Genomic DNA, 22791 nt, shown 5'->3' on the forward strand with positions numbered 1-22791 from the left:
GGACTTGCCCTGACAAAGCGCGACAGCGGGTCACGCGATCCGTCGTAGGATGGGTCTTGACCCATCCTCAAACGGGATCAGGACGTTCCTTTTGCTTCGCTCATCCAGGTGTCGTAGGTTTCCTGGCTGACCACTTTTACGGTAATCGGCATATAGGCATGATCCTTGCCGCAAAGTTCCGAACATTGGCCAAAATAGATGCCTTCACGCTCGGCTGCGAACCACAACTGCGCCAAACGCCCGGGAACGGCATCCTGCTTGACCCCAAAAGCAGGGATCGTCCAGGAGTGGATAACATCTGCGGCAGTCACATCCATGACCACTGTTGCGCCAACGGGAACGACGACAGCTGTGTCGGTCGCCAGCAGATATTCGTCCTGGCTGTAGCCGAATTCTTCTAACTCATCGCGCGCCAGCATGAAGCTTTCAAAGCTGACGCCTTCATCGACATATTCATAGCCCCAGTACCACTGGTAGCCGGTGACCTTGATCGTGATATCCGCTTCGGGAATTTCCTGCTGTTTGAACAACACAGGTAGCGAAAACGCCCCGATAAAGACAAGGATCACAATCGGAACGACGGTCCAGGCCACTTCCAGAGGCGAGTTATGGGTAAAGGTTGCAGGAACAGGCTGCTTCTTTTGGTTATAGCGGATCGCGACCCAGGCCAGCAGGCCGGTCACAAACAGCGAAATCAGCGTGATGACGACCAACAACATGCCGTCCAGCCACTGGACATCACGGGCCAGCTCGGTTGCGGCTGGCTGAAAACCTGTGCCACCCGGTTGCGGCTTTCCGACAATCTCGAGTTCCTGGTTGACGTCCTGCGCCATCGCGGAACTGCCGGCGATCACAAGACCAGCCGTTGTCCAAAGTGAGGTTGTTAAGGTTTTCAGTCGCATATTCTTCACCTAATATCGTCGCACCTTGCGATGCAGCCCCTGGCGGCCCCATCCAAGGGATGGATGGAATCCCGTTGTATCTTGACGTCCGTCTCCCATATCCTGCGAAACAACTCAAGAACCCCTGTTGCGGCAAACAGACGCTTTTCGCCACAATAATCAGCCCCCTTAAAGGAAACCGCATGTCCGACGACCCATTTCGCCCCTTCGAGACGATGCTTGATCCCGATCGGGCGCTCGCTTTGCTGCGCGAGGCAACCGCTGGCGCGGATGACGGGGAACTTTTCCTCGAGCGGCGCAGATCAGAGGCGCTGTCACTTGATGACGGGCGCATCAAGACAGCCAGCTTTGACGCCAGCGAAGGATTTGGCCTGCGTGCGGTCAGGGGCGAGACCGCCGGATATGCCCATTCCACAACAATTGACGAGCACGCGCTGAAACGTGCCGTGGCAACCGCCCGGCTGGCCGTTGGCGACGGCGGCGGCACGATGGCTGCTGCCCCCGCAGGCACGAACCGCAAACTCTATACGGACGAAAATCCGATGGCTCAGGCCAGCTTTCCGGTCAAAATTGATGTGCTGCGCGACATCGACGATTTTGCGCGCGGACTGGATAAACGCGTGGTACAGGTCAGCGCCTCGCTTGCCGCCTCACATCAGGAGGTCGTGATCCTGCGCCCCGAAGGCATGCTCGTCACCGATACGCGCCCGATGTCGCGGCTGTATATCAGCGTCATCGTCGAGGAAAACGGGCGGCGTGAAAGCGGGGCCATGGGCGGGGGCGGACGCGCCGGGCTAACCGGCTTGATCACACCGGAACATTGGCAGCCGGTCGTGCAAGAGGCGCTGCGCATTGCCCTTGTCAACCTGCAGGCAGAACCCGCACCGGCCGGTGTGCTGGATGTTGTGCTTGGCCCCGGCTGGCCGGGCATCCTGCTGCACGAGGCCATCGGGCATGGGCTGGAAGGCGACTTTAACCGCAAGGGCTCCAGCGCCTTTGCGGGGCTGATGGGTCAGCAAATTGCGGCCAGCGGTGTGACCGTGCTGGATGATGGCACCATCCCTGACCGCCGCGGATCAATTACCGTCGATGACGAAGGCACACCCAGCGGCAAGAATACCCTGATCGAAGACGGGGTTTTGGTGGGTTACGTGCAGGACCGGCAAAATGCGCGCCTGATGGGCGTCGCCCCCACTGGAAACGGGCGGCGCGAAAGCTTTGCGCACGCGCCGATGCCGCGGATGACAAATACCTACATGCTTGCCGGCGACACGCCACCCGACGCGCTTGTGGCGGACCTGAAAGACGGCATCTACGCGGTCGGATTTGGCGGCGGCCAGGTTGATATCACCAACGGCAAGTTCGTATTCAGCTGCACCGAAGCCTATCGCGTCAAGAACGGGGTTGTGGGCGCACCCGTGAAAGGCGCGACGCTGATTGGCGACGGGGCCACCGCCCTCAAGCAAATCCGCGGCGTCGGTAACGACCTGGAATTGGATCCCGGCATCGGCAATTGCGGCAAGGCCGGACAATGGGTGCCGGTTGGGGTCGGGCAACCAAGCCTGTTGATCGGCGGGCTGACCGTCGGCGGGGCGGCAACCTAGTTGCAGCGTCACAGGGGCCATGAACTGGACCCAACCAGTCTTTCAAGAGACAGCCACGTGGCCAGTTTCGCATATCTCCGCAATCAACTTCAGGCGTTTGCAGGACAAAACAAGCGCGTCCGGTCTATATCTATATTGGACGCTGGCCCTGACAGCCGCGCTGTGCGTCATGACATATCGCAGAGCCCACTTAATGCGGCGCCACTTGCGAGTGGACCTGTCGCGGTTTGATGCCGCTCCTTTAATGGCCTTTACTGCAACAAAGGATCGTGCCCCGGCACGACTTCCTTTGCGCTTGATCTCTGCCATATGGTCTTTGCGTTCCTGATTGTCGGCGACGACCAAGGCCACTGCTGACTTGCAGATCCCGGCCATCGGGCGCTGTTGCAGCCGCTTTTTCGTGACTTTGACGCAATTGGTACCTGTGATCAGCGCCCGCCTATTCGCGGCAGGAGCGACGAAAAACTTTTTTTGAACCTTTTTCGAACCGGGCGGCACTTACCAGTACGAAAACAAATTTGGACTGCCCGTTTGGGGCGTTCCTTCAGATAACAGTAGGAGTTTTGAGATGAAATTGATTGCAGCACTTGCCGCCGCCGTTTTGGTCACCGCCTGTGATGAGGCTTACGCCGATGGGCATAGTGTCCTGGCCGCCCCGAACGGGATGACCCTTTATACCTTTGACAAGGACAGCGCCGGTACATCGAATTGCTATGATAGCTGTGCCGTCAGCTGGCCCCCATATCTGGCACAGGCCGGGGCGGCAGCGCCTGCCGGATTTTCGATCATTGAGCGCCGTGATGGGACCAGCCAATGGGCCAAAGGCGGTGAGCCGCTTTACTTCTGGCAAGGTGACAGCGCCCCTGGTGACACAAATGGCGATGGTGTTGGCGGTGTCTGGCATGTGGCCCGCTAGTGCGTAACTGCTCGGGTCGCCGGACCGGCGACCTGAGCATTTAACGAGTGACTTTTTTACAAAATCCTCCGCGAAACCATCATTTTCAACCAGTATTCATAGAAGTATTGAACGGTCATTTTTTTTGTCTTTCGCCGTCGTTTTGGGGGATGCGGCGAAAGACTTTTGCCACCTGCAGTTGCGTCTTTTCCAACGACGCGCGAAGATGTTAGCGTTCGTTGGACGTTGTTTTGCCAAGTACGCTTTTCAGCAGCACGAAAAAAATATCAAACAGCATGAACCTTTTGCCCGAACCTGGGCACTTACACTCAAACAACAAGAGATTTTTGGCGAAATGCGCATTCTCAAGTCCATATTAAGTGGCCCTGATACCCCCGCCCCGATGTCCGACATGGACATGCTGCGGGCGATTGCCGCAGGGGACATGCAAGCGTTTGAGCAGCTGCACCGCAAGTATTTCCCCAAGCTGATGCATTTTGCCCGCCGGATTACAGATAGCGCCGAGGTGGCCGAGGAAGTGGCCAATGATGTACTGCTGACCGTCTGGAAAACGGCAGATCGGTTCGAGGGACGATCAAAACCCTCGACCTGGATCTTTGGGATCGCCTATCGCATGTCGATCAAGCAGCGCCAGAAACTGGGGTTACGCAAGGGCGATGTGGAACTTGACGAGACCCTGATCGGTGATGATGCGGATGTGGCCGAGCAGGTCGCGATCTCGGCAGATCTGATGAAGGCGATGCAGCAGTTGAAACCAGAGCTGCGCGCGGTCGTCGAGCTAACCTATTATAACGGCTATCTTTATACCGAGATTGCCGAAATCCTCGATTGTCCGGTTGGGACAGTCAAAACACGCATGATGACAGCACGCAGCCAGCTGCGCGGGATGCTGTCGGATCATGATCGATCGGGTGACCAAAATGAAGTTGCATGACACACGACCACCGCAGCCGGCGCGCTGCCCTGATGCCATATGGGAGTTGATCCCCTGGTATGTAAACGGGTCCCTGCCAGAAGATGAGGCTGCCACTGTCGCGGCGCATTCCGAAACCTGCCCTGATTGCGAGGCCGAGATTGCCCGCCAGCAGGTGCTGGCCAAGAAAGTTGCGACCACCGACCCTTTTGATGCCCCCCTTGCGCGGAGTTGGGACAGCCTGCGCGCACAGATCGAGGCCGACGCCACTGCGCGAACGCCGCAGCCTGCCAAACGCAGCTGGTTTGCCGGTTTGCACGGGGGCGTCTTGGCCTTGATGGGCACCGTTGCGGTCGCCTGTGTTCTTGTTGTGGTGCAGGTATCGGCACCGCGTGATGGCGAGTTTGTCACGCTGACCAGTGGTGGCAGTGAAACGGCAACACAGATCAAACTGTTGCCCGCCGCAGATGTGGACGCATCCATGCTGAACGCGCTATTGGCTGCACAGGGCATGACGATTACCGACGGTCCGTCTGAGACGGGTGTTTACACCGCTGATCTGCCGGAAGGGGCGGATGCAACAGCGATTGCGGAGGCGTTGATGGCCTTGTCGGAGATTGATTTTGCAGCGGCGGAGCCTGAATGATGCGCGTTTTCTGGATCGTGTTTGGCTTGATCGCGCTGGTCTTGTCGGCCTGCGCCCAAGCCCCTGATTGGCGGCTGGTCGAGGCCAATAAGCTACGTGCCGATACTTATCTGATCCTGACCGTCCCGCAGGACGATCCAGTTGCGCTGGCCGCCATTGCTGCTGAGATCGCGGCGGACTTTGACGTGCCCTTGGCCGCGGAATGGCCGCTGAATTCCATTGGCGTGCATTGTCTGGTCTATGACGCCACAGATGCGGCCGATGTCGAAGCGCTGATTGCCGCGATGGAGGCTGATGCGCGGATCAGGACCGCCCAACGGATCCAGGATTTCACCACTTCGGCGGTCACCTACCCTGATCCGCTGTTCCGGTTGCAGACCGCGTTGGAACAGATGAATGCGCCCGAGGCGCATCTGGTGTCGCGAGGTGCCGGCATACGGGTGGGTGTGATCGACTCCGCGATTGACCGCACCCACACCGATTTACGTGATCGGGTGGTGGATGCTCGTGATTTTGTGGCCACCGCCCCCGCGGCCCTGGCCGAAGCCCATGGCACCGCAGTCGCAGGGGTGATTGCAGCCAGCGCGGAAAATGCGGCTGGAATGGTCGGTGTGGCCCCCGAGGCGGATTTGGTCGGTCTGCGGGCCTGCTGGCAGGCACCCGGGCAATCCGGCCGCTGCAACACATTTTCGCTGGCCCGTGCGATCAACTTTGCCATTCTGAATGATATCGATGTGCTGAACCTCAGCCTCGGCGGCCCCGATGACCCGCTGCTGCGCGAATTGCTTGCACAGGCGCTTGCACGTAACATGGTTGTTGTTGCCGCCTCTGGCGAAAGTGCACGTGATGTCTTTCCGGCGTCACTGCCTGGCGTGATTGCAGCAGGTCGCGGCAGTGCGGGCCGTATCCCGGCACCGACGCAGGACGTGATCACGACCGCGCCTGGTGACAAGCACGGCTTTGCCTCAGGCTCGTCTATCGCGACCGCCCATGTCTCGGGCGTTGTGGCGTTGATGCTGGCGCAGAACCCGGGTCTGACCAATGCCGGGGTCAACGACAGATTGACCCGCGCAGTTGGTAATAAAGACGGTGCACGCATGCTTGATGCATGCGTCGCGATGGCCAGCCCCGTGAGTAGTTCCGGGATCTGTGCGCCCTAAGGAATGCGTGAAATCTGACATCCGGTCTACGACCTAACGCGCCGTCAAACCCGTGAGCATGGGCCGGAAAAACCGGATGTTTACGGGCTTTCCCGTCGACGGCAATCGCCGTTGCCGTGACTGAGACTGCGAAGCTCAAGAAAGTCGATCCAACAGCATTGCTTCCATGGGGTCTCGGGAAAGCCGCCGACCACAAGAGCGCTCGCCTGCGCGAATTAATCCCTCGGCTCATCAGGGCGGTTTCATCGGACGGACACTGCAATCGTGTTGTGCGGATCATTGAGATACGCCTACCATGGAAAGATTTTTTGCAGCTCAACCATAAGTTTTAGAACAAAAAATCTGATTTGACGCCAAATATCTGAACTGATTTCGAAAAAATATCGAACCTTTTCGCCCAGCCCGCGCACTAACGATCAACCTCACATTGTGTGGGGGGCATATTTTGAAAAGGATGATTACAATGGACGGTATTAACGAAACTGGCACGAACGGTAACGACATTCTGGACGGAACCGACGGTGACGACACACTCAAAGGCGGTCGTGGAAACGACATCATTGATGGCCGCGCTGGTGATGACCTTATTGAAGGTGGTGACGGGCGCGATGCGCTAACAGGCGGCACAGGCGACGACGTTATCCGTGGTGGTGACGGCAACGACTTTATCCGCGGCGGCGAAGGGGCCGACAATATCGACGGCGGACGTGGGGTTGATACAGCAACTTACTCTGACTCGGATGAAGCCGTCACCGTTTCACTGAACCAAGGCACAACGCCGCAAGGCGGTGGTGATGCCGAAGGTGACGTGCTGCGCAACATCGAAAACCTCAACGGCTCGGCCTTTAATGACCGTCTGATTGGTAACAACAACGCAAACGTCATCAAAGGCGGCGATGGCAACGACACCATCAGTGGCGGCGGTGGTCGCGACGTCATCGAAGCAGGCAATGGCGACGACAGAGTCGTTGTGCGCGATGGTGCAGGCCGTAGCTTTGACGGCGGTGCGGGGTTCGACACGCTGATCACCTTCAACAATGTCGGGCTGAACGGCGATGATGAGGTGACGAACTTCGAAGCGCTTGAAATCCGCGAGTCAGACAACAGCGATGTGCGACTGCGCCTTGATGCTGATCAGGTGACATTCGAACAAATCCGGTTCATCAGCCAGAATGATCGCGACGCGCTGATCGAGATTTTCGGTGACGGGACCGAGGTACTCGACCTGTCGACGGCCAATCTGACCGGCTTTGGCGAAGGGGACCTGTTCCGCTACATCGGCAATGACACCGACGAAACAGTCACAGGCACCGAACTGGGCGACCATCTGGAGGGCCGGAACGGCAACGACACGCTGAACGGTGGCGCAGGCGACGACCTTCTTGAAGGTGGCAACGGACGCGATAGCCTGAACGGCGGTACGGGTGACGACGATATCCGCGGCGGAGACGGCAACGACTTCATCCGCGGCGGCGCAGGGGCCGACAACATTGATGGCGGACGCGGGGTTGATACAGCGACCTACTCGGATTCTGATGAAGCCGTCACCGTCTCACTGAGACAGGGGACACAACCCCAACGCGGTGGTAATGCAGAAGGCGACGTGCTGCGCAGCATCGAAAACATCAACGGCTCGGCCTTTAATGACCGTCTGATTGGTAACGACAGCAGCAACGTCATCAAAGGTGGCAACGGCAATGATATCATCGACGGCCGTGGTGGACGTGATATCGTGGAAGGCGGCAATGGCGACGATACCATCGTTGCCCGCAACTCCAGCTTTGCTCAGACTTACGATGGCGGTGCTGGCAACGACACGTTGCAGACGATCAGCCGCGTTGAACTGCGCACAGACACGATTTCGTCCATCGAAAACCTGGTGATCCGCGCATCAACCCGTGAAGACGCAGTGGCGCGTTTGAACTCAAGCCAAATGGATTTTGAGACCATCACGTTTAACTCGGCCAACGGTCGCGCCGGTGTGGTCGACGTCCGCCTTGATACTGACAACGTCGATCTGTCCGATATCGCTTTCAACGGTTTCGTAGATGGCCGTGATCAGGTCGAGATCGTTGCAAACAACGACCGAAACGAAATCATCGGCAGTGAGGTCAACGACTTTGTTCGTGCCGGTGGCGGAAACGACGTTGTGTCAACTGGCGCAGGCAACGACGACATTCGCGGTGGCGATGGACGCGATGCGCTGAGCGGTGGTGCCGGTGATGACGAAATCCGGGGCGAGGACGGCAACGACAGTATTCGTGGCGGTGCCGGTGCTGACCTGATCGACGGTGGCAGCGGGACCGACACAGCGGTCTACTCTGACTCGGCGGAAGGTGTCACTGTCTCGCTCAACCAGGGCACAAACCCACAACAGGGTGGTGATGCCCAAGGCGACGTGCTGCGCGGCATCGAAAACATCAGGGCGTCGAACCATGATGACCGTCTGACTGGCAACAATGGTGCGAACTTCATCCAGGGTCTGGATGGCGACGACGTAATCGAGGGTCTTGGTGGTCGTGACACGATCCAAGCCGGCGACGGCGACGACACCGTGATTGTTCAGGATGGCGCAAATCGCAGCTTTGACGGTGGCGCGGGCTTTGACACGCTGCGTGTTGCGGACCGTGTTGGGCTGAATAGCGACGATGAGGTGACGAACTTCGAAGCGTTGGAAATCATCGGTCAAGATCGCACCGCAGTTGTGCGCCTTGACGCCGATCAGGTGACCTTTGAAGAGATCACCTACGACAGCCAGAACGGTCGTGCTGTGGAAATCGAAGTCTTCGGCGATGGCTCTGACACGGTCGATCTGTCGAACATCGCGCTGATTGGCCTCGATGATGAGGACCAGTTCTTCTTCTTCGGCGACGATGGCGACGAAACCGTGACCGGCACCGCGTTGGGAGACCGCCTTGAAGGCCGCAACGGCAACGATGTGCTGAACGGCGAAGGCGGCAATGACGAACTCGTCGGTGGCAACGGCAACGACGTCCTGAATGGCGGCAATGGCGCGGACCGGCTCTTTGGTCAAGACGGCAATGACGTTCTTGTCGGCGGTGCCGGGTCCGACCGGCTGGATGGCGGTCGTGGCGTTGACGAGGTCGACTATTCGGCATCTGCCGAAGGCATCGACATCGTTCTGGACAACGGCAACCGGCGCGGTGATGGCGGCGATGCGGCGGGTGACCAACTGGTCTCGATCGAGAACGTCACAGGTACGGCCTTTGCCGACCTCGTGCGCGGCTCAAACGCTGAAAACCGCATTGAGGCCGGCGCAGGCAACGACGTGGTCGATGGTCTGAGTGGCGACGACGTGTTGATTGGCGAGGCAGGTAACGATGTCCTCGACGGTGGTCGCGGAGAAGACCTGCTGATCGGTGGCATCGGCGACGATGTGCTGACAGGTGGTGCCAATGCCGACACGTTCCGCTTTACCGAACGCGATGGCTTCGGGGACGACGTCGTGACGGACTTCGAGATCATCGACACGATCCAGCTCTTGGCTGGTGATGGTGTGAACGGTTTCGACGACCTCGAAATCTTCCAGACCGCATCAGATGTCGGCGGTGGCGACACGCGCACCGACACTGTGATCGCGTTCGGTGATGACAGCATCACGCTGCAAGGCGTCGATTTTGCTCTGCAGGAGGGGAACTTCGACTTCTTTGGCTGATGCCATTGTCGATCAGTGACGACGAAAAGAAGGTCCCGGGAGCAGTGATGCGACCGGGGCTTTTTTTGATTGGGGGTGCCAGGCTTGGTTGTTCGAATCCAAACGAACGGAAAATTGTCTGCCCTTTATCGACTTGTTCAATGCTCGAGTGGTGTCGATCATATCACTGCCCGTTGCGCTCTGGACGTGATCAGCCCCACTTGAGTGGTCCAATTGGATTGTGAGTGCATGATGGGCCTTTCATTCATCTGGACGATGACTTCTGGCGCTGGCGGATGGTGACCCAGAGCATTGTGGTCGTTTGGTGTTGTCGTGTTTCCTCCATTCCTCAATCAGGATTTGGGCTTCGCGTAAGCTCTAGAAGTTCTCGCCACTCAAGAACTCATCTCTGAACCGGGCATTGAAGCTTTCGCGGTGTCCGTTTTCGCAAGGTGACCCTGGTTCGATGTATGCGGTGTTCGCGCCAACCATTGCCCGACAGGCGATTGCGTAGCAATTTGCCGAGAGGGGGCCCTGATCCCATCTTGGACGGCCTGAGCAACAAATTCCGGGCCATTGTCTGACCGAATGAACGACAGGATGCAGCGCAGGGTGAACAGATCACTCAAGGCGTCGATGACATTGCTCTAATTTAGTTCGCGATCCAAACGAATGGCACGCGACCATCGTCTTCAGCCCAATGGCGGACAACATCACGTCGCTCTCGGCCTTACGCGTCGGTAATGCTCAATGTCCGGAACGCCTTTCCGTCGTCAGTCCGGCAATACACGAAATTGTACGGTCAGAGATGGTTGCGGTACTCAGGGCGAAGTCTGACGCACGACCCATCATTTAACCAAAGCCGTCCCTTCTTTGATTGTTTCATTGGCACTCTCAGCCCCCATCGTCACCGCACCCGACAAGGCCATCGCAACAAAAAGCGGATTCCTGCGCACATGTGACTGGCCCAAGGGCTGGGTGCAGACCTGTATTGCGGGAGAACCGGGCGTCATCCGTACCCTGACCGCAAGATTTCACGGAAAGACGCCCACATCTCGGGCTATCGGAAAATCGGGCTTGCCTAGGACCAACATCAAGCATCGAAAAGAGCAGACGGTAAGACTGATAGTGGCCTGGGGTACGTTCGTCACCCATCACCAGCCGGGTAAGGGTCAGACGATCAACTGCATCCTTACGAGGTGTCGGAGCCCGAAGCGCGCAAAGCAAGCATTCAGTAGAAGAAGCCAAAAGAACACTTCGTCCCGCAGACCGGACCTCAGCTGGTCTATGGGACAGCGGCTGTACTGCGGACAAACCGGACTTGTGCAGCCGCAGCTATTGCTGATGCAGCATGTCTTCGCTGGTGCGGCATGACTAGTACCTAGATGCAGCTGATAGCATCGAAGCCGTCATTCAAAACTTCGATATTGAGCTGATCGGCACCTTTACTGTTCGCTGCGGCTGCGCCGATAATTGCTTTTCTAACGACGTCGGCCCATGGTGGTGGCACGCCTTTTAGAAGGCACTTCGCCAGAGGCGTAGTACTAGAAATCATCAGTTTCCGGGACGCTCCCAAGCCTGACAAGAAAGCTTGGTGATCCGACTTCACCACTGTCTGGGTCTTCGCTAATCATATAGGCATCCGCACCGGCACAATCCTCAGACTGGACTTCCCGTTCCGCTCTGTTCTGAGCCTCTGCTGCCGTGGAATACTGAAATTGCTTGCCAATCTTCAGGCTCGCTTGCCCGTCGCGCCCGGGCTTCTGTTCCACATATGTCTGACAGATATAGTGAACTTTTGCTGTGCTCTCGTCTGCGTGGGTCATTGGCAAATTCCTCATGGTGTGTCCGGTCGCTTAGGCAGATTGAAAGATGCAGGCGAAACTTGGGGTGTTGCGATGCGGCCGCTTTGGCTAAACCGGTCCGAGGCCCTAGCGCGACGGCTTTATCGGAGTGTTGGCTTCTCGTTCGAGGCGCGCGTTACGAAGACGGTTCATCTTGGTTTGTCGCTGCTTGGCCTCTTCTTCGACCATTTTCCGAACGACACGGGTTGTCTTGTCCAATGGTGTTTCCGCCTTGGAGCCTTGCGCTTTAAATACGCTTGTTTTTGTCAGCTTTGCCAAGTGGCAATCTCCTTTCTAATTTCATCCATGCGTGTCTGAACAGGACTGTTCAAACTAATACCAGGTGTTTGCCTGGGCCATGGGCCTTGTTTGCGATTGACGCGGGTCTGTCATTGCGCAGATTTATCTGAATATCCGGGGCGGCCATGGCGCGCATCAAAGCGCCATAACGCATCTGAAACCGCATTTCCGATCCAACGCAGAGCGCCGCATCTTTCGTGCCGATGACCAGATGATCGCTTGTTGCGCCAATAAGTGTGTTTTCGGGAGGCATTGAAAGCCCTGCTGCGTCCGTATCCTGATGCCCGATGGCAAGAATGATCCGAGTCGTTTTTAAGTTGGCGGATACAAGCCGAATTCTTGCCAAGGTGTGGTCAGCATTGCTCATGGATGGGTGCACAGACTTGGCATCCGTCTCGATCACTTCGGCGACAAGCGTAAAGGCGTCCCGATACATGCCACCAATCTGATCCCCTGTGATTGGATCGACGCCAAGTAGTATGGCCTCGCCAATGCGCAGATCGTTGATCCGGCCTGTGGCGCACGCCCCAAACGCCCAAGGCAGGTTTGCAGAATTGCCGCCAGATACGGTCTCAATGAATGGGCCACACCGCCCCTCCACATCATTCGCTAGCGCAGACAATGCCCGCATCTTTGCAGCCGTCGGGGCAAGGCCATTCAGACAAGCAAAGTTGGCCCCAATGCCCTTCAACGTCACGCCGGGCATGTCGACGACTAGTTGGCCCATATGGCCAACGTCGTGTGGCATGATCCCTTCTCGCTGGTCGCCCATTTCGACCATCAGGATAATGCCGTGAACCGTATTTTGTCGGCTTGCAGCAGCCGCCAATGCTGCGATCACAGCCATCTCGGTGTTGTAGCTCGCCTCACAGGCTTGCACGACGTCATCGACCTGACTCAGCATTGGTGTGCGGATCAATGTGATCGGACAAGTCACACCAGCCTGACGTAACCGCTTCGCATTGCTCAAACGCCCTTCAGCCAGGCCCGCAGCGCCGCCGTCGAGCATGGCACGGGCGATAGCCGGGTGCCCACACACGGCTTTGGTCACCGCGGTCACGTGGATGCCACGTCTCTTCAACCGTTCAGCTATCGTCTGCGTGTTGTGGCGTATCTTGCGCAGATCAACTTCTATGCGTGGGCACCTCAAACCGCGACCTTGGGTGTTCCTTGCTGGAGGCCGGGATAGGCCGCAGCAACCATTGCCAGCAAGTGGGCCGCTGGTCGACTAAGGGCGTCGGTTACAGGCAAATCGAGTTTGTCTGTTTGCACAGAAATCGCATTTGTGACCTCAGCGTCGGACATCCCCTCGTGATTAAGCGTGACGCCGATGACTTTCGTATCGGCAAAGGCCTCGATCAAAGCAATCTCGCTTACCGGGGTGGGCATAGGCATATTGGGAAAATCGCAGCGGTGCGCGCGTTTTGGTGCGTGCTGAAGGATAACCGCATCGGGTTGGCTGCCGCGCAAGATAAAAGCCGATGTACAGAACGCCGGATGGCTGAGCGCACCCTGGCCTTCGATCAAGATAACGTCCGGTTGCTCGGCCTCCGAGGCCGCGACAATCGCGCCCTCAAGTTCGCCACAGCAGAATTGGGGCGGGACGGCATCCATGGCCACGCCATATTTTGCGCCCTGCATCAGTCCCGTCTGACCGGTGCCAACCAGTACAGTCTTGATGCCCTTTGCGTTGAGGGCGCGTGCCAAGACCGTCGCAGTGGTCCGTTTTCCGATCGCGCAATCGGTCCCCAGTACTGCGATGCGTAGCGCGTGGACATCCGCGACGCTGCCGTCGAACAAGCGCATGTCTTTGCTGGCTTTGGGTTTGCGGATGTCGCGAATGGTGACCTGTCTGTCCGATGCGGCTTGCGCAATTTCGGGATCGTCGCTGAGGTACTCATGCAAGCCACTGACGATGTTCATGCCGCGCCCAATCGCATCCAGTACGACCCCACGATCAGCGAGCGAAAGTCGCCCTGTTGAGGGGGCCATTCCATAGATAAAGGTATCAGGTTTGGCGGTTGCATGGGCGACGGAGGCATCTAGGTCTTTGAGAATTGGTACGTTGTTGATCACGTCATCAAGAACCTGCCCGCTGTTCTCGCCACCGTGAGCGCTGTCGATGACCGAGATGATCTTGTAGGCCTCTGAATGACGCACGAGGCCGTTGGCCGTCTTGCCGTCAATTTTGGCAAAGTTGCCCTCGCAATAGATAACCGCTGTGGGGATCTGGGTGAGCGAAGATGATTGTGCCTGTGCGTCACGTATCATGGGGGGCGTCTGAGCGCCCCTGACGGGGCGGCGAACGGTATCTACTGTCTGGATTTCGGTTTTCATCTTGTCATCCTTTTGATGCTGAGACTGTCGTTCGACGAGGTGTTGAGGCGGACGTCTTGGTGCGACGCGCTCAGTTATTGAGAACGCACAGCCCCTTAGATTTCTGGAAATTCCGGTTGCATTCCCAACGGTTTCCCGACCGGTCGAGATGGGCGTTTGCCGGAACGTTGATCGCTTCACAGCCTGCACCAGAAGCTTCATATCCCCGCAGGCATTTCCATCCCTCGCCGTAAGATGCGTCGTCAAAATATGCGAATTCCGGGATGACGACAGCCGCGCACAGACCGTCTTGTTCGAAATACCCACGTTCGCATGTCCAGGGCTGACCATAGCGAGAACCGTTCAGATATGCGTTGGTCGGAACCGCGATTGCGGTGCAACTGTCGTCCGTCTTCTCAAACCCGCGTCCACATTCCCATGCGGAAACATCCGCAAGATAGGCATTTTCAGGCACTATGACCTCTTGGCAGGTATCGTCGACCTTGAGAAAGCCGCGTAGGCAGCGCCAGCGTTCGCCAGAGGGGTCTAGAAAGCCACCATCGGGGATAATCACTGCAACGCAGGCCACCCCGTCGACTTTGCGAAATCCGTGATAACATTCCCATCCGGGTCCATAGGTGCGGTTTGTCGCATAGGCATTTTCGGGGACCACAATAGCTGCACAACTCTCGTCCGTGAGCCGATACCCGACATTGCACTGCCAACCGTCGCCATAGCTCTTTGCGCTGGCGTTTTCTGGCATGGTCTGGGCCATGGCGGGCATTGCAAGGAGTAGCAGAACAAAGATTGGGCCCATGAAAACGGCCCAAAGTAGCCGAGCGTCCGCCAACATCGATGTCCCGCAAACTATTTCTGACGATTGCGGCGTTACTTTTGAATTATGATCCATCCAACTCAAGCCCCGCGAGGCAAGCGGCCGCTAGGCCACGATCTGGCGTATCTGTACCGGGGCGCGTGGCCCAGCCCGTTTCCATCATTGCATTGCGGCGGCCAAAACTAGAGAGATCCTGAAGAGTTGCGAGCTTCTCTGTGCGTTCCGGATCAGCCGCTGACATATTGAGGCAGACCGGCACCATCGCCAAAGTCACCTCTTCAGCAGCCAGGTCCTGTGCCATGGTTTGGGCACTGCCGCTTGTTGTCCAGCCCCCCCATGAGAAGCCCAAGATAGAAACCGCAATCGCGCCACCCAAAGCACCGTAGATGCCGGGTTTCGTCCATTCAGGAAAAGTCATTTTTAATCCTTTGACGGAGAAAGCGCCGCCACGCTGTTTTTGCGCTGACAAAACATTTTGTCAGAGCCGTTTCGAGATCGTTTGATCGACAACGCGCAATCTATGCTTGGTCGCAAATCGCTGGTCCGCCAGGCCGCCATAGCGGGTGCACATGACGCATGGTCGTGCGCGACAACATCGGCAACCTTCATAGGCGTTAGATTCTTGTCACGGCATGCGACAATCGAATTTTAATGATAGATAATTGCAACTGGCTCTGGCAGACGATGCGCCTTTGCCGAAGAAAATCACAACTTTGTATGACGTACGTAGTCGCTTAGCGCCTGATTTACAATGCTAGCTAACCTGACCATTTCCCAACACCGTCGATGGGTCTACCATTTTGACCTGTTCTCGCCGCCTTCAGCGAAACGCGGGACCATGCGCCCAGACGGTCAGCGAGCGCCGAATGCCCCGCTTAATCAGCGTAACTTGATGCAGTGCAAAGCTTGGAAACACACTTACAGATCCTTGCGCCCGATTGGCCATTTGGATTTGAGCACTTGGCCTGATTTCCAAGTCACCCCCGTCGTAGGTGTCCGGATTGCTCAATTGCAGCACAAGCGTGAGCTTCCTTTTGCCAGCGGCAAGACCATGACCAATGTCAGAATGCCAGGCAAAATGGCCACCTTTGGTTGCATCATATTTGGCTACTTGCGGGCTTTCCGCAAATTCGCGCACGTCGAAATCAAACTGGTGCTTGTTGGAATGACTGACAAGCTCAATTGTAAAACTTCAGACTTGATCTGACGGACATCTCAGCTTGCGACGCTGAGAACGGGTTGCGCACTGTCCGATTGGTCGTGCGTTTTGATCGTCTTCTCGACAGCGATGTGTAGCGTTTCGCGGAAGGTCTGCATAGGTGTTTTGCCATAGCAGTGACGTCCCGAATGTGGCCGCTGTTCGTTGTACTTTGCCAGCCACGCATCCAGATCGGCCTGCAACTCTTCGACTGACCGATACAGTTTCTTGCGGAATGCGATGTCGTAGAACTCATCCTTGATGGTGCGATGGAACCGCTCGCAGATGCCGTTTGTTTGCGGAGAATTGGCCTTGGTTCGGGTGTGGTCCACGTCCTCGACGGCCAGATAAAGCTGGTAGGCGTGGTTCTCGACCTTGCCACAGTATTCCGTGCCCCGGTCTGTCAGGACGCGCAGCAGGCTGATCTCATGCTCTGCAAAGAACGGGATCACGCGGTCGTTCAGCAAGTCGGCCGCGGTGATTGCCGTCTTTTCAGTGTAGAGCTTGCAGATCGCCACGCGGGCATAGGTATCGACAAAGGTCTGTTGATAAATGCGTCCGACGCCCTTCATTGTGCCCACATAATAGGTGTCCTGGCTGCCCAGATAGCCAGGGTGGTGGCTCTCGATCTCGCCATGGGCTTCTTTCTTGGCCTTGGCTTTTTCCAGCGCGGCCAACTGATCCTCGGTGAGCAAGATACCCTCTTGGGCGGCACGGGCCTCCAGGGCCTTGAGGCGCTTTTTCATGGTTTCCAGATCATTACGCAGCCAGATCGACCGGACGCCCGACGATGACACCATGATGCCTTTCTGCTGCAGCTCCCACGACGCCCGTTTCTGACCCAGAGCCGGGTTGTCGATGGCCAGTTCGATGACCGCCTTCTCGACATGTTCTGGCACGCGGTTTTTCATCACCGGCTTGCGGCGGCTGAGATCCATCAGGGCTTCTTCGCCACCCTGATCGTAAAGTTCTCTGAACCGGTAAAAGCTGTCCCGCGAATAACCCATCACTTTGCAGGCCTGCGACACGCTTCCGAGCTGTTTGGCCAGTTCCAACAGCCCCAGCTTCGGCTTGATGATCTTCTCTTGAATACTTGTCATTGATCGACACTCCTTGATTGCGCTCCAGAAGAGCAGAAATGTCAGATCAAGTCGTGTGTTTTACAGCTCAATCAACCGGGTCATAACCCAGCTTAGGTCTCCGACATCGTCCATCCAAACGAGTTCCGCATGACGCAGATTGTGATCCCGATTGCGGCCCACAAGCAGCGCGTCATCGGTGGGGATGTTAGAAATTGCCGCAACGATGTGATCGCATTCCCCCGTAGTAAACGCATTGGGCACTGAGTACACAGCCATCATTCCGCCCACCACTTACAAATTGTGGATCGCGTATGCATTGCTGCGCGAAGGGGTTGCATCAATGCGCAGCCGGTTTCTCGGACCGATCCGATAGATCTTTGAATACTTTTATGATTTCTGTGGGCTCCGCGCGATCAAGTGCCGCGTTAGCGATCTCTTCTTCCGTCCAAATCCATGTCTTTGCAGGATCATGAAGCATTGCCCAACTCGCAAACAAGCGACTTTGTATCTTGTGGTTCACGAGTTCTTTGATCCCAGCATGCCGATCATCGCGACGTATCCTTGAATATGCTGCGCGCACTGCATCTTCCGGACCTTCAAGTAGCTGGAGGTAGATGTCGTGTCGGCAAACCAGCGCGCCGGTCACGTCATCCCGCTTATTACAGCGTCTGGCATCGAGCAAAATGCCTGCCAGTGTCGGCTCATCGTACCCAAACGGCTGTGACGCATAAACGATCTGAATGAGGTTTGTGATGGTTTGGCACCCCGTGGGATTGAGCGATGCATGAAAGTACTTTTGTAGAGGCACGATCACATCGCTTCAGATGAGGACCGTACGGCTTCGGCAACGCTGAGTCTCGATTAAAGTGAAGGAACGGCCAATTTGGAGAAAATCACCTCAACACTGAGATGCTTTGGCGCTAACCGCGCATGTCCCCTACCTGAGCAAATACGGCAAGCATACCACGCAGTTTGTCTGGATGATGTGAGTCCAACAGAATGGTCTCGCAATATTGTTGCTGAATGGCCGGTTGTTCCGCCGCATTGCGGCATTATAGATTACGCAAAATCCGCGTTTTCTACGCTGCGAGCACGCGCAGCGAGAAACTTGAATTCACAGGATGGGCTCAGAACCGACATCTGACGAACTTAGTCGTGTGACCGCAGCCAACCCAAACCCGACATTGGTTCTGGGCTGACGCTGGCCGGTCAGGCGGATACAAATGGAACGCAAACAATGAGCAGAATTCGTCAAACAGCTGCTCAAAGGACTTACCATCGCCGGCCCCCGGCCAATAGTTTTGATTGTCAGAGGTGGTCCTAGATTTTAGACCAATTTGCAGCTTGGTTAAGATGGATCATTGGTTCATTTATGCTGCTATTCTCATTGGTTCGTTTTTGCGGGCATAGGCGTCGTTAGGGGTCAACAAGCCATGCGTCGAGTGGGGACGCTCGGAGTTATAGTAGCTCATTCATTTGCCGATCCCGACGCGCATTTCTGAGCCCGTCTCAAAGGCGTTCAGATATCTGCGGATACGATGGCGGCCGCATTTATGGCCTTGCCGTTTCATGTAACGGGCCATCTGACGCGAGCCATACCACGGTGTTTCCAGAAACTGCTTGTCGATGATCTCCATAAAACGCAGGCTTTCCGCGCTTGCGCCGACGGGCTGATAGTAAAGCCGTGATCGCGATAGCTGCAACAGTTCGCACTGTTTACGAAGGCTTAGCTTGTGATCCCGGCTCACCATTTTTTTCCCATCGACCGGCAGTGCCTTGCCAAAGGCAAAGCCATGAGAGGGACGCGTCCCGACCGGTTGATGCGAGGCTTCCATTGCCCGGCAGGCGCATGCGCGGCTTGCTGCCGAGAGGGGGCTAAAAAATCCCGTTCAACTACCAACTGACCAGTCTTTCCCTTCCGGGACATTGCTACGCAATACCCTGCCGGTTAACGGAATGCAGCTTGTCGACATCGGCGGCGCTAACCTGTTCTGGGGCCGCACCAAGGCGCGTAAATGCAGTCGCCATGTGCTCTATCGCGGCGCGCTTCCAAGTCCCGACCTGGGTCGGATGGACGCCATACTTCTTGAACAGCTCCGCTAGCGTCATCTCCTCACGGATCGCCTCACTGCGTATCGACTGCCGGGCAGTTGAACGAATGGTTCTTTCGTTTCTTCATCCTGGATCGTCACCTTCATTATGCGATCCACCTTAACGTCTGGTCCGAATTTCCACGACCACCTCTGTTCTGCCAGAACCGCGTCCGCGAGGTGTGCGAATTGCTGTGGTGCCCGGCCAGCGATAAGGCCGACTGCGAGGTTCCGCCCGTGTGCGATCGCCGAGTAACTGTTGGTCGCACCGACTGAGCCGCAGTGTCTTCTAAATAGTCGTTTCCGTAGATGTGAACGAGCTGATTTCCGGATAAGCCATGGCGGAACAAGGCGCGATCCACCTGTGTCAGATTTGTGCCAATAGGAAACATGCGTTCCTGCATCGTTCTGCAAAAGTCTACATTTACCTGCATAGCAAGTACCTTTGCCTGTTGCTGTTTTTACTGGGGTTCCGTATGTCCGGCGGTGGGACACCCTTCCCCAACGAAGGGCGCATATCTGTGAGGATACCACTGATGGTAATGACCAAACCGGCAACGCGGCCGGCAAATCCGCGTTTTTCGTCTGGCCCCTGTGCCAAACCCCCCATTTGGCAACTGGACAAGCTGAGCGATGCCGCACTGGGCAGATCGCATCGCGCCGCAATAGGCAAAGCCAAGCTGGCCGAGGCTATCGATCTGACTCGCGAGATCCTGGGTGTACCCGCCGATTATCGCATCGGGATCGTCCCTGCCTCTGACACCGGCGCGTTTGAGATGGCCATGTGGTCAATGCTGGGCGAACGCCCGGCACAGATGGTCGCCTGGGAAAGTTTTGGCGCCGGCTGGGTGACGGATGTTGTCAAACAGCTCAAGATCGACGCAACCACCCACACTGCGGAATATGGCGACATCGTCGATATGGCCGCCCTCAACTATGACAATGATGTCTGCTTTACCTGGAATGGCACGACATCCGGCGTACGCATGGTATCTGGTGACATGATACCGGCGGACCGGGCCGGTTTGACGCTGTGTGATGCGACCTCGGCTGCATTTGCACAGGACCTGCCATGGGACAAGCTGGATGTGACCACGTTTTCCTGGCAAAAGGTCATGGGGGGCGAAGCGGCGCACGGGATGTTGATCCTTAGCCCGCGGGCCGTCGCGCGTCTGGAAAGTTACACCCCTGCCTGGCCCTTGCCGAAAATCTTCCGCCTGACCAAAGGCGGTAAGCTGATCGAGGGCATTTTCCGGGGTGAAACCATCAATACGCCGTCAATGCTGGCAGTCGAAGACTACCTTGTGGGGCTGAAATGGGCCAAGTCCATCGGTGGTCTGGATGCGCTGATCCACCGGGCCAATGCAAATGCGCAAGCGATCTGGAACTTTTGTGCAGCCACACCATGGATTGCAAACCTTGCAGCCGATCCCGCGACACGGTCAAACACATCGGTATGTCTGAAATTCACAGATGAACGGATCGCTGACGGGGCCGCATTCGCCAAGGCTGTTGCAAAGCGGCTTGACGCAGAAGGTATTGCGCTGGATATCGGCGCCTATCGCGATGCGCCAGCGGGTCTTCGGATCTGGTGCGGCGCAACAGTCGAGACATCCGATATCGAAGCCATGCTGCCCTGGCTCAGCTGGGCCTTTGAGGCTGAAATCAACGCGTAGGATGGGTTTAAACCCATCTTACCTCCCCCATCACTGACATTCCCAAGGAGCGGCACATGGCCCCCAAAGTACTGATATCTGACAAACTTTCCCCTGCAGCCGTCCAGATCTTCAAGGATCGCGGCATCGAGGTGGATTTTGAACCCGATCTAGGCAAGGACAAGGACAAGCTGCTCAGCGTGATCGGCAAATATGACGGGCTTGCCATCCGGTCCGCCACCAAGGCAACCGAGAAGATCATCGCCGCCGCCGACAATCTCAAAGTGATCGGCCGCGCAGGGATCGGCGTGGACAATGTGGACAGGGACGCCGCGTCCCGAAAGGGAATCATTGTGATGAACACCCCGTTCGGGAATATGATCACCACAGCCGAACATGCTATCGCAATGATGTTTGCCGTGGCCCGTCAGATCCCCGAAGCCAGCGCATCAACACATGCGGGCAAGTGGGAGAAGTCCAAGTTCATGGGTGTCGAACTGACCGGCAAGACCCTGGGTGTTATTGGCGCCGGCAATATCGGCTCGATCGTCTGTGACCGGGCGCGCGGACTGAAGATGAAAGTCATCGCAATGGACCCGTTCCTGTCCGAGGAACGCGCGACCGAGATTGGCATTGAAAAGGTCGAACTTGACGAACTTCTGGCGCGCGCTGATTTCATCACCCTTCACGTGCCGCTGACGGCTGACACCAAGAACATTCTCAGCGCCGAGAACCTCGCAAAGACCAAGAAGGGCGTGCGGATCATCAACTGCGCCCGCGGTGGTCTGGTGGATGAGGCCGCATTGGCGGAGCTGCTTGAATCAGGGCATGTGGCCGGTGCTGCATTTGATGTCTTCGCCAATGAACCGGCGACGGAAAACCCATTGTTCAATTTGCCGAATGTCGTCTGCACCCCGCATCTGGGTGCTGCAACAACCGAGGCGCAGGAAAACGTGGCATTGCAAGTGGCCGAACAGATGTCGGATTACCTGCTGACAGGTGCCGTGCAAAATGCTCTGAACATGCCGTCCGTCACAGCCGAAGAGGCCAAGATCATGGGGCCATGGATCAAACTGTCCGGTCACTTGGGTCACTTCATCGGGCAGATGACCGATGAGCCGATCAAGGCAATCAACATCCTGTTTGATGGCCAGGCCAGCGATATGAACCTTAAAGCTTTGACCGCTGCCACCGTTGCAGGCATCATGAAATCGGCCAATCCTGATGTGAACATGGTCTCGGCCCCCGTAATCGCGAAGGAACGTGGGGTGAAGATATCGACCACAAAACAGGACCAATCCGGGGCGTTTGAAGGCTATGTCAAAGTTACCGTTGTCACGGACAAGCGGGAACGTTCGGTGGCTGGGACAGTGTTCAGTGATGGCAAGCCCCGCTTCATCCAGATCAAGGGAATCAACATTGATGCCGAGATCGGGACGCATATGGTCTACACAACGAATGAAGATGTTCCAGGCATCATCGGATCCTTGGGAACAACGATGGGGGCCAATGACGTCAACATCGCCAACTTCACCCTGGGCCGGTCGGAGGCCAAAGGAGAGGCGATTGCGCTTCTCTATGTTGATGAACCGGTACCGGCCCCTGCCATCGCAGCGTTGGAGGCCACCGGGCTGTTCCAACAGGTCAAGCCGCTGATATTTGACGTCTGATCGCG

The 22791-nt window shown here is 56.8% G+C and carries 19 protein-coding genes and 1 pseudogene; 8 read left to right on the forward strand and 12 right to left on the reverse strand.

The features are described from left to right. Positions 1-77: 77 nt before the first annotated feature. Positions 78-902 (reverse strand): cytochrome c oxidase subunit II, encoded by an 825-nt coding sequence (coxB, locus tag AABB31_RS09710; RefSeq protein ID WP_342078344.1) that lies wholly within the window; start codon positions 900-902, stop codon positions 78-80. 182 nt (positions 903-1084) lie between these two features. Between coxB and tldD the strand changes: the two genes are divergently transcribed. The 6 genes from tldD to AABB31_RS09740 all read left to right on the forward strand — a co-directional run bounded on the left by tldD (position 1085) and on the right by AABB31_RS09740 (position 9817). Continuing rightward, positions 1085-2506, forward strand: coding sequence for a metalloprotease TldD (tldD, locus tag AABB31_RS09715; RefSeq protein WP_373635691.1), 1422 nt, complete (start codon positions 1085-1087; stop codon positions 2504-2506). 568 nt (positions 2507-3074) lie between these two features. Next, positions 3075-3422 (forward strand): hypothetical protein, encoded by a 348-nt coding sequence (locus tag AABB31_RS09720; RefSeq protein ID WP_342078342.1) that lies wholly within the window; start codon positions 3075-3077, stop codon positions 3420-3422. 334 nt (positions 3423-3756) lie between these two features. Then, positions 3757-4356 carry an RNA polymerase sigma factor gene (locus AABB31_RS09725; protein ID WP_342078341.1) on the forward strand — a complete coding sequence of 200 codons (600 nt, stop codon included), beginning with the start codon at positions 3757-3759 and terminating at the stop codon, positions 4354-4356. Then, entirely contained in the window at positions 4343-4981 is a 639-nt protein-coding gene (locus AABB31_RS09730) for a zf-HC2 domain-containing protein (RefSeq protein ID WP_373635692.1), read from the forward strand. Before AABB31_RS09725 ends, AABB31_RS09730 begins: the two co-directional genes overlap by 14 nt. Then, on the forward strand, positions 4978-6141 hold the full coding sequence (locus AABB31_RS09735) for a S8 family serine peptidase (RefSeq protein ID WP_342078338.1): 1164 nt from the start codon (positions 4978-4980) through the stop codon (positions 6139-6141). The genes AABB31_RS09730 and AABB31_RS09735 overlap by 4 nt, the downstream gene beginning before the upstream one ends. A gap of 463 nt (positions 6142-6604) precedes the next feature. Continuing rightward, entirely contained in the window at positions 6605-9817 is a 3213-nt protein-coding gene (locus AABB31_RS09740) for a calcium-binding protein (protein ID WP_342078337.1), read from the forward strand. A 158-nt stretch (positions 9818-9975) separates the two neighbouring features. Here the strand turns inward: AABB31_RS09740 and AABB31_RS09745 are convergent. From AABB31_RS09745 to AABB31_RS09795, 11 genes and pseudogenes are all read right to left on the reverse strand, one after another. Then, a pseudogene (locus tag AABB31_RS09745) lies at positions 9976-10703 on the reverse strand (integrase core domain-containing protein); the annotation flags it as partial. Between the two features lie 637 nt (positions 10704-11340). Then, complete coding sequence (locus tag AABB31_RS09750; RefSeq protein WP_342078336.1) at positions 11341-11622, reverse strand: hypothetical protein; 282 nt, start codon at positions 11620-11622, stop codon at positions 11341-11343. Between the two features lie 105 nt (positions 11623-11727). Continuing rightward, a complete protein-coding gene (locus tag AABB31_RS09755) occupies positions 11728-11919 on the reverse strand; it encodes a hypothetical protein (protein ID WP_342078335.1) in 192 nt (63 codons plus the stop codon). A 49-nt stretch (positions 11920-11968) separates the two neighbouring features. Further along, positions 11969-13090, reverse strand: coding sequence for an alanine/ornithine racemase family PLP-dependent enzyme (locus AABB31_RS09760; RefSeq protein ID WP_342078334.1), 1122 nt, complete (start codon positions 13088-13090; stop codon positions 11969-11971). Next, on the reverse strand, positions 13087-14211 hold the full coding sequence (locus AABB31_RS09765; protein ID WP_342078333.1) for a DUF1611 domain-containing protein: 1125 nt from the start codon (positions 14209-14211) through the stop codon (positions 13087-13089). The genes AABB31_RS09760 and AABB31_RS09765 overlap by 4 nt, the downstream gene beginning before the upstream one ends. A 136-nt stretch (positions 14212-14347) precedes the next feature. After that, positions 14348-15073, reverse strand: a complete 726-nt coding sequence (locus AABB31_RS09770; protein ID WP_342078332.1) for a hypothetical protein — start codon at positions 15071-15073, stop codon at positions 14348-14350. An 82-nt stretch (positions 15074-15155) separates the two neighbouring features. Then, positions 15156-15509, reverse strand: a complete 354-nt coding sequence (locus AABB31_RS09775) for a hypothetical protein (protein WP_373635693.1) — start codon at positions 15507-15509, stop codon at positions 15156-15158. 402 nt (positions 15510-15911) lie between these two features. Then, positions 15912-16229: a 2OG-Fe(II) oxygenase gene (locus AABB31_RS09780; protein WP_342078330.1), complete on the reverse strand. Its 318-nt coding sequence runs from the start codon at positions 16227-16229 to the stop codon at positions 15912-15914. Between the two features lie 77 nt (positions 16230-16306). Next, a complete protein-coding gene (locus tag AABB31_RS09785; RefSeq protein ID WP_342074941.1) occupies positions 16307-17389 on the reverse strand; it encodes an IS481 family transposase in 1083 nt (360 codons plus the stop codon). Positions 17390-17708: 319 nt separating this feature from the next. Next, positions 17709-18185 (reverse strand): BLUF domain-containing protein, encoded by a 477-nt coding sequence (locus AABB31_RS09790; protein WP_373635694.1) that lies wholly within the window; start codon positions 18183-18185, stop codon positions 17709-17711. A 658-nt stretch (positions 18186-18843) separates the two neighbouring features. Beyond that, on the reverse strand, positions 18844-19119 hold the full coding sequence (locus AABB31_RS09795; RefSeq protein ID WP_342078328.1) for an IS3 family transposase: 276 nt from the start codon (positions 19117-19119) through the stop codon (positions 18844-18846). 878 nt (positions 19120-19997) lie between these two features. On the opposite strand from AABB31_RS09795, the gene AABB31_RS09800 reads away from it, so the two are divergent. Both AABB31_RS09800 and serA read left to right on the forward strand, forming a co-directional pair. Then, positions 19998-21137: a phosphoserine transaminase gene (locus tag AABB31_RS09800; protein WP_373635695.1), complete on the forward strand. Its 1140-nt coding sequence runs from the start codon at positions 19998-20000 to the stop codon at positions 21135-21137. Between the two features lie 56 nt (positions 21138-21193). Beyond that, on the forward strand, positions 21194-22786 hold the full coding sequence (gene serA, locus AABB31_RS09805) for a phosphoglycerate dehydrogenase (protein WP_342078327.1): 1593 nt from the start codon (positions 21194-21196) through the stop codon (positions 22784-22786). Positions 22787-22791 lie beyond the last annotated feature (5 nt).

The organism is Yoonia sp. SS1-5, from assembly GCF_038443705.2.
Lineage (GTDB): Bacteria > Pseudomonadota > Alphaproteobacteria > Rhodobacterales > Rhodobacteraceae > Yoonia > Yoonia rhodophyticola.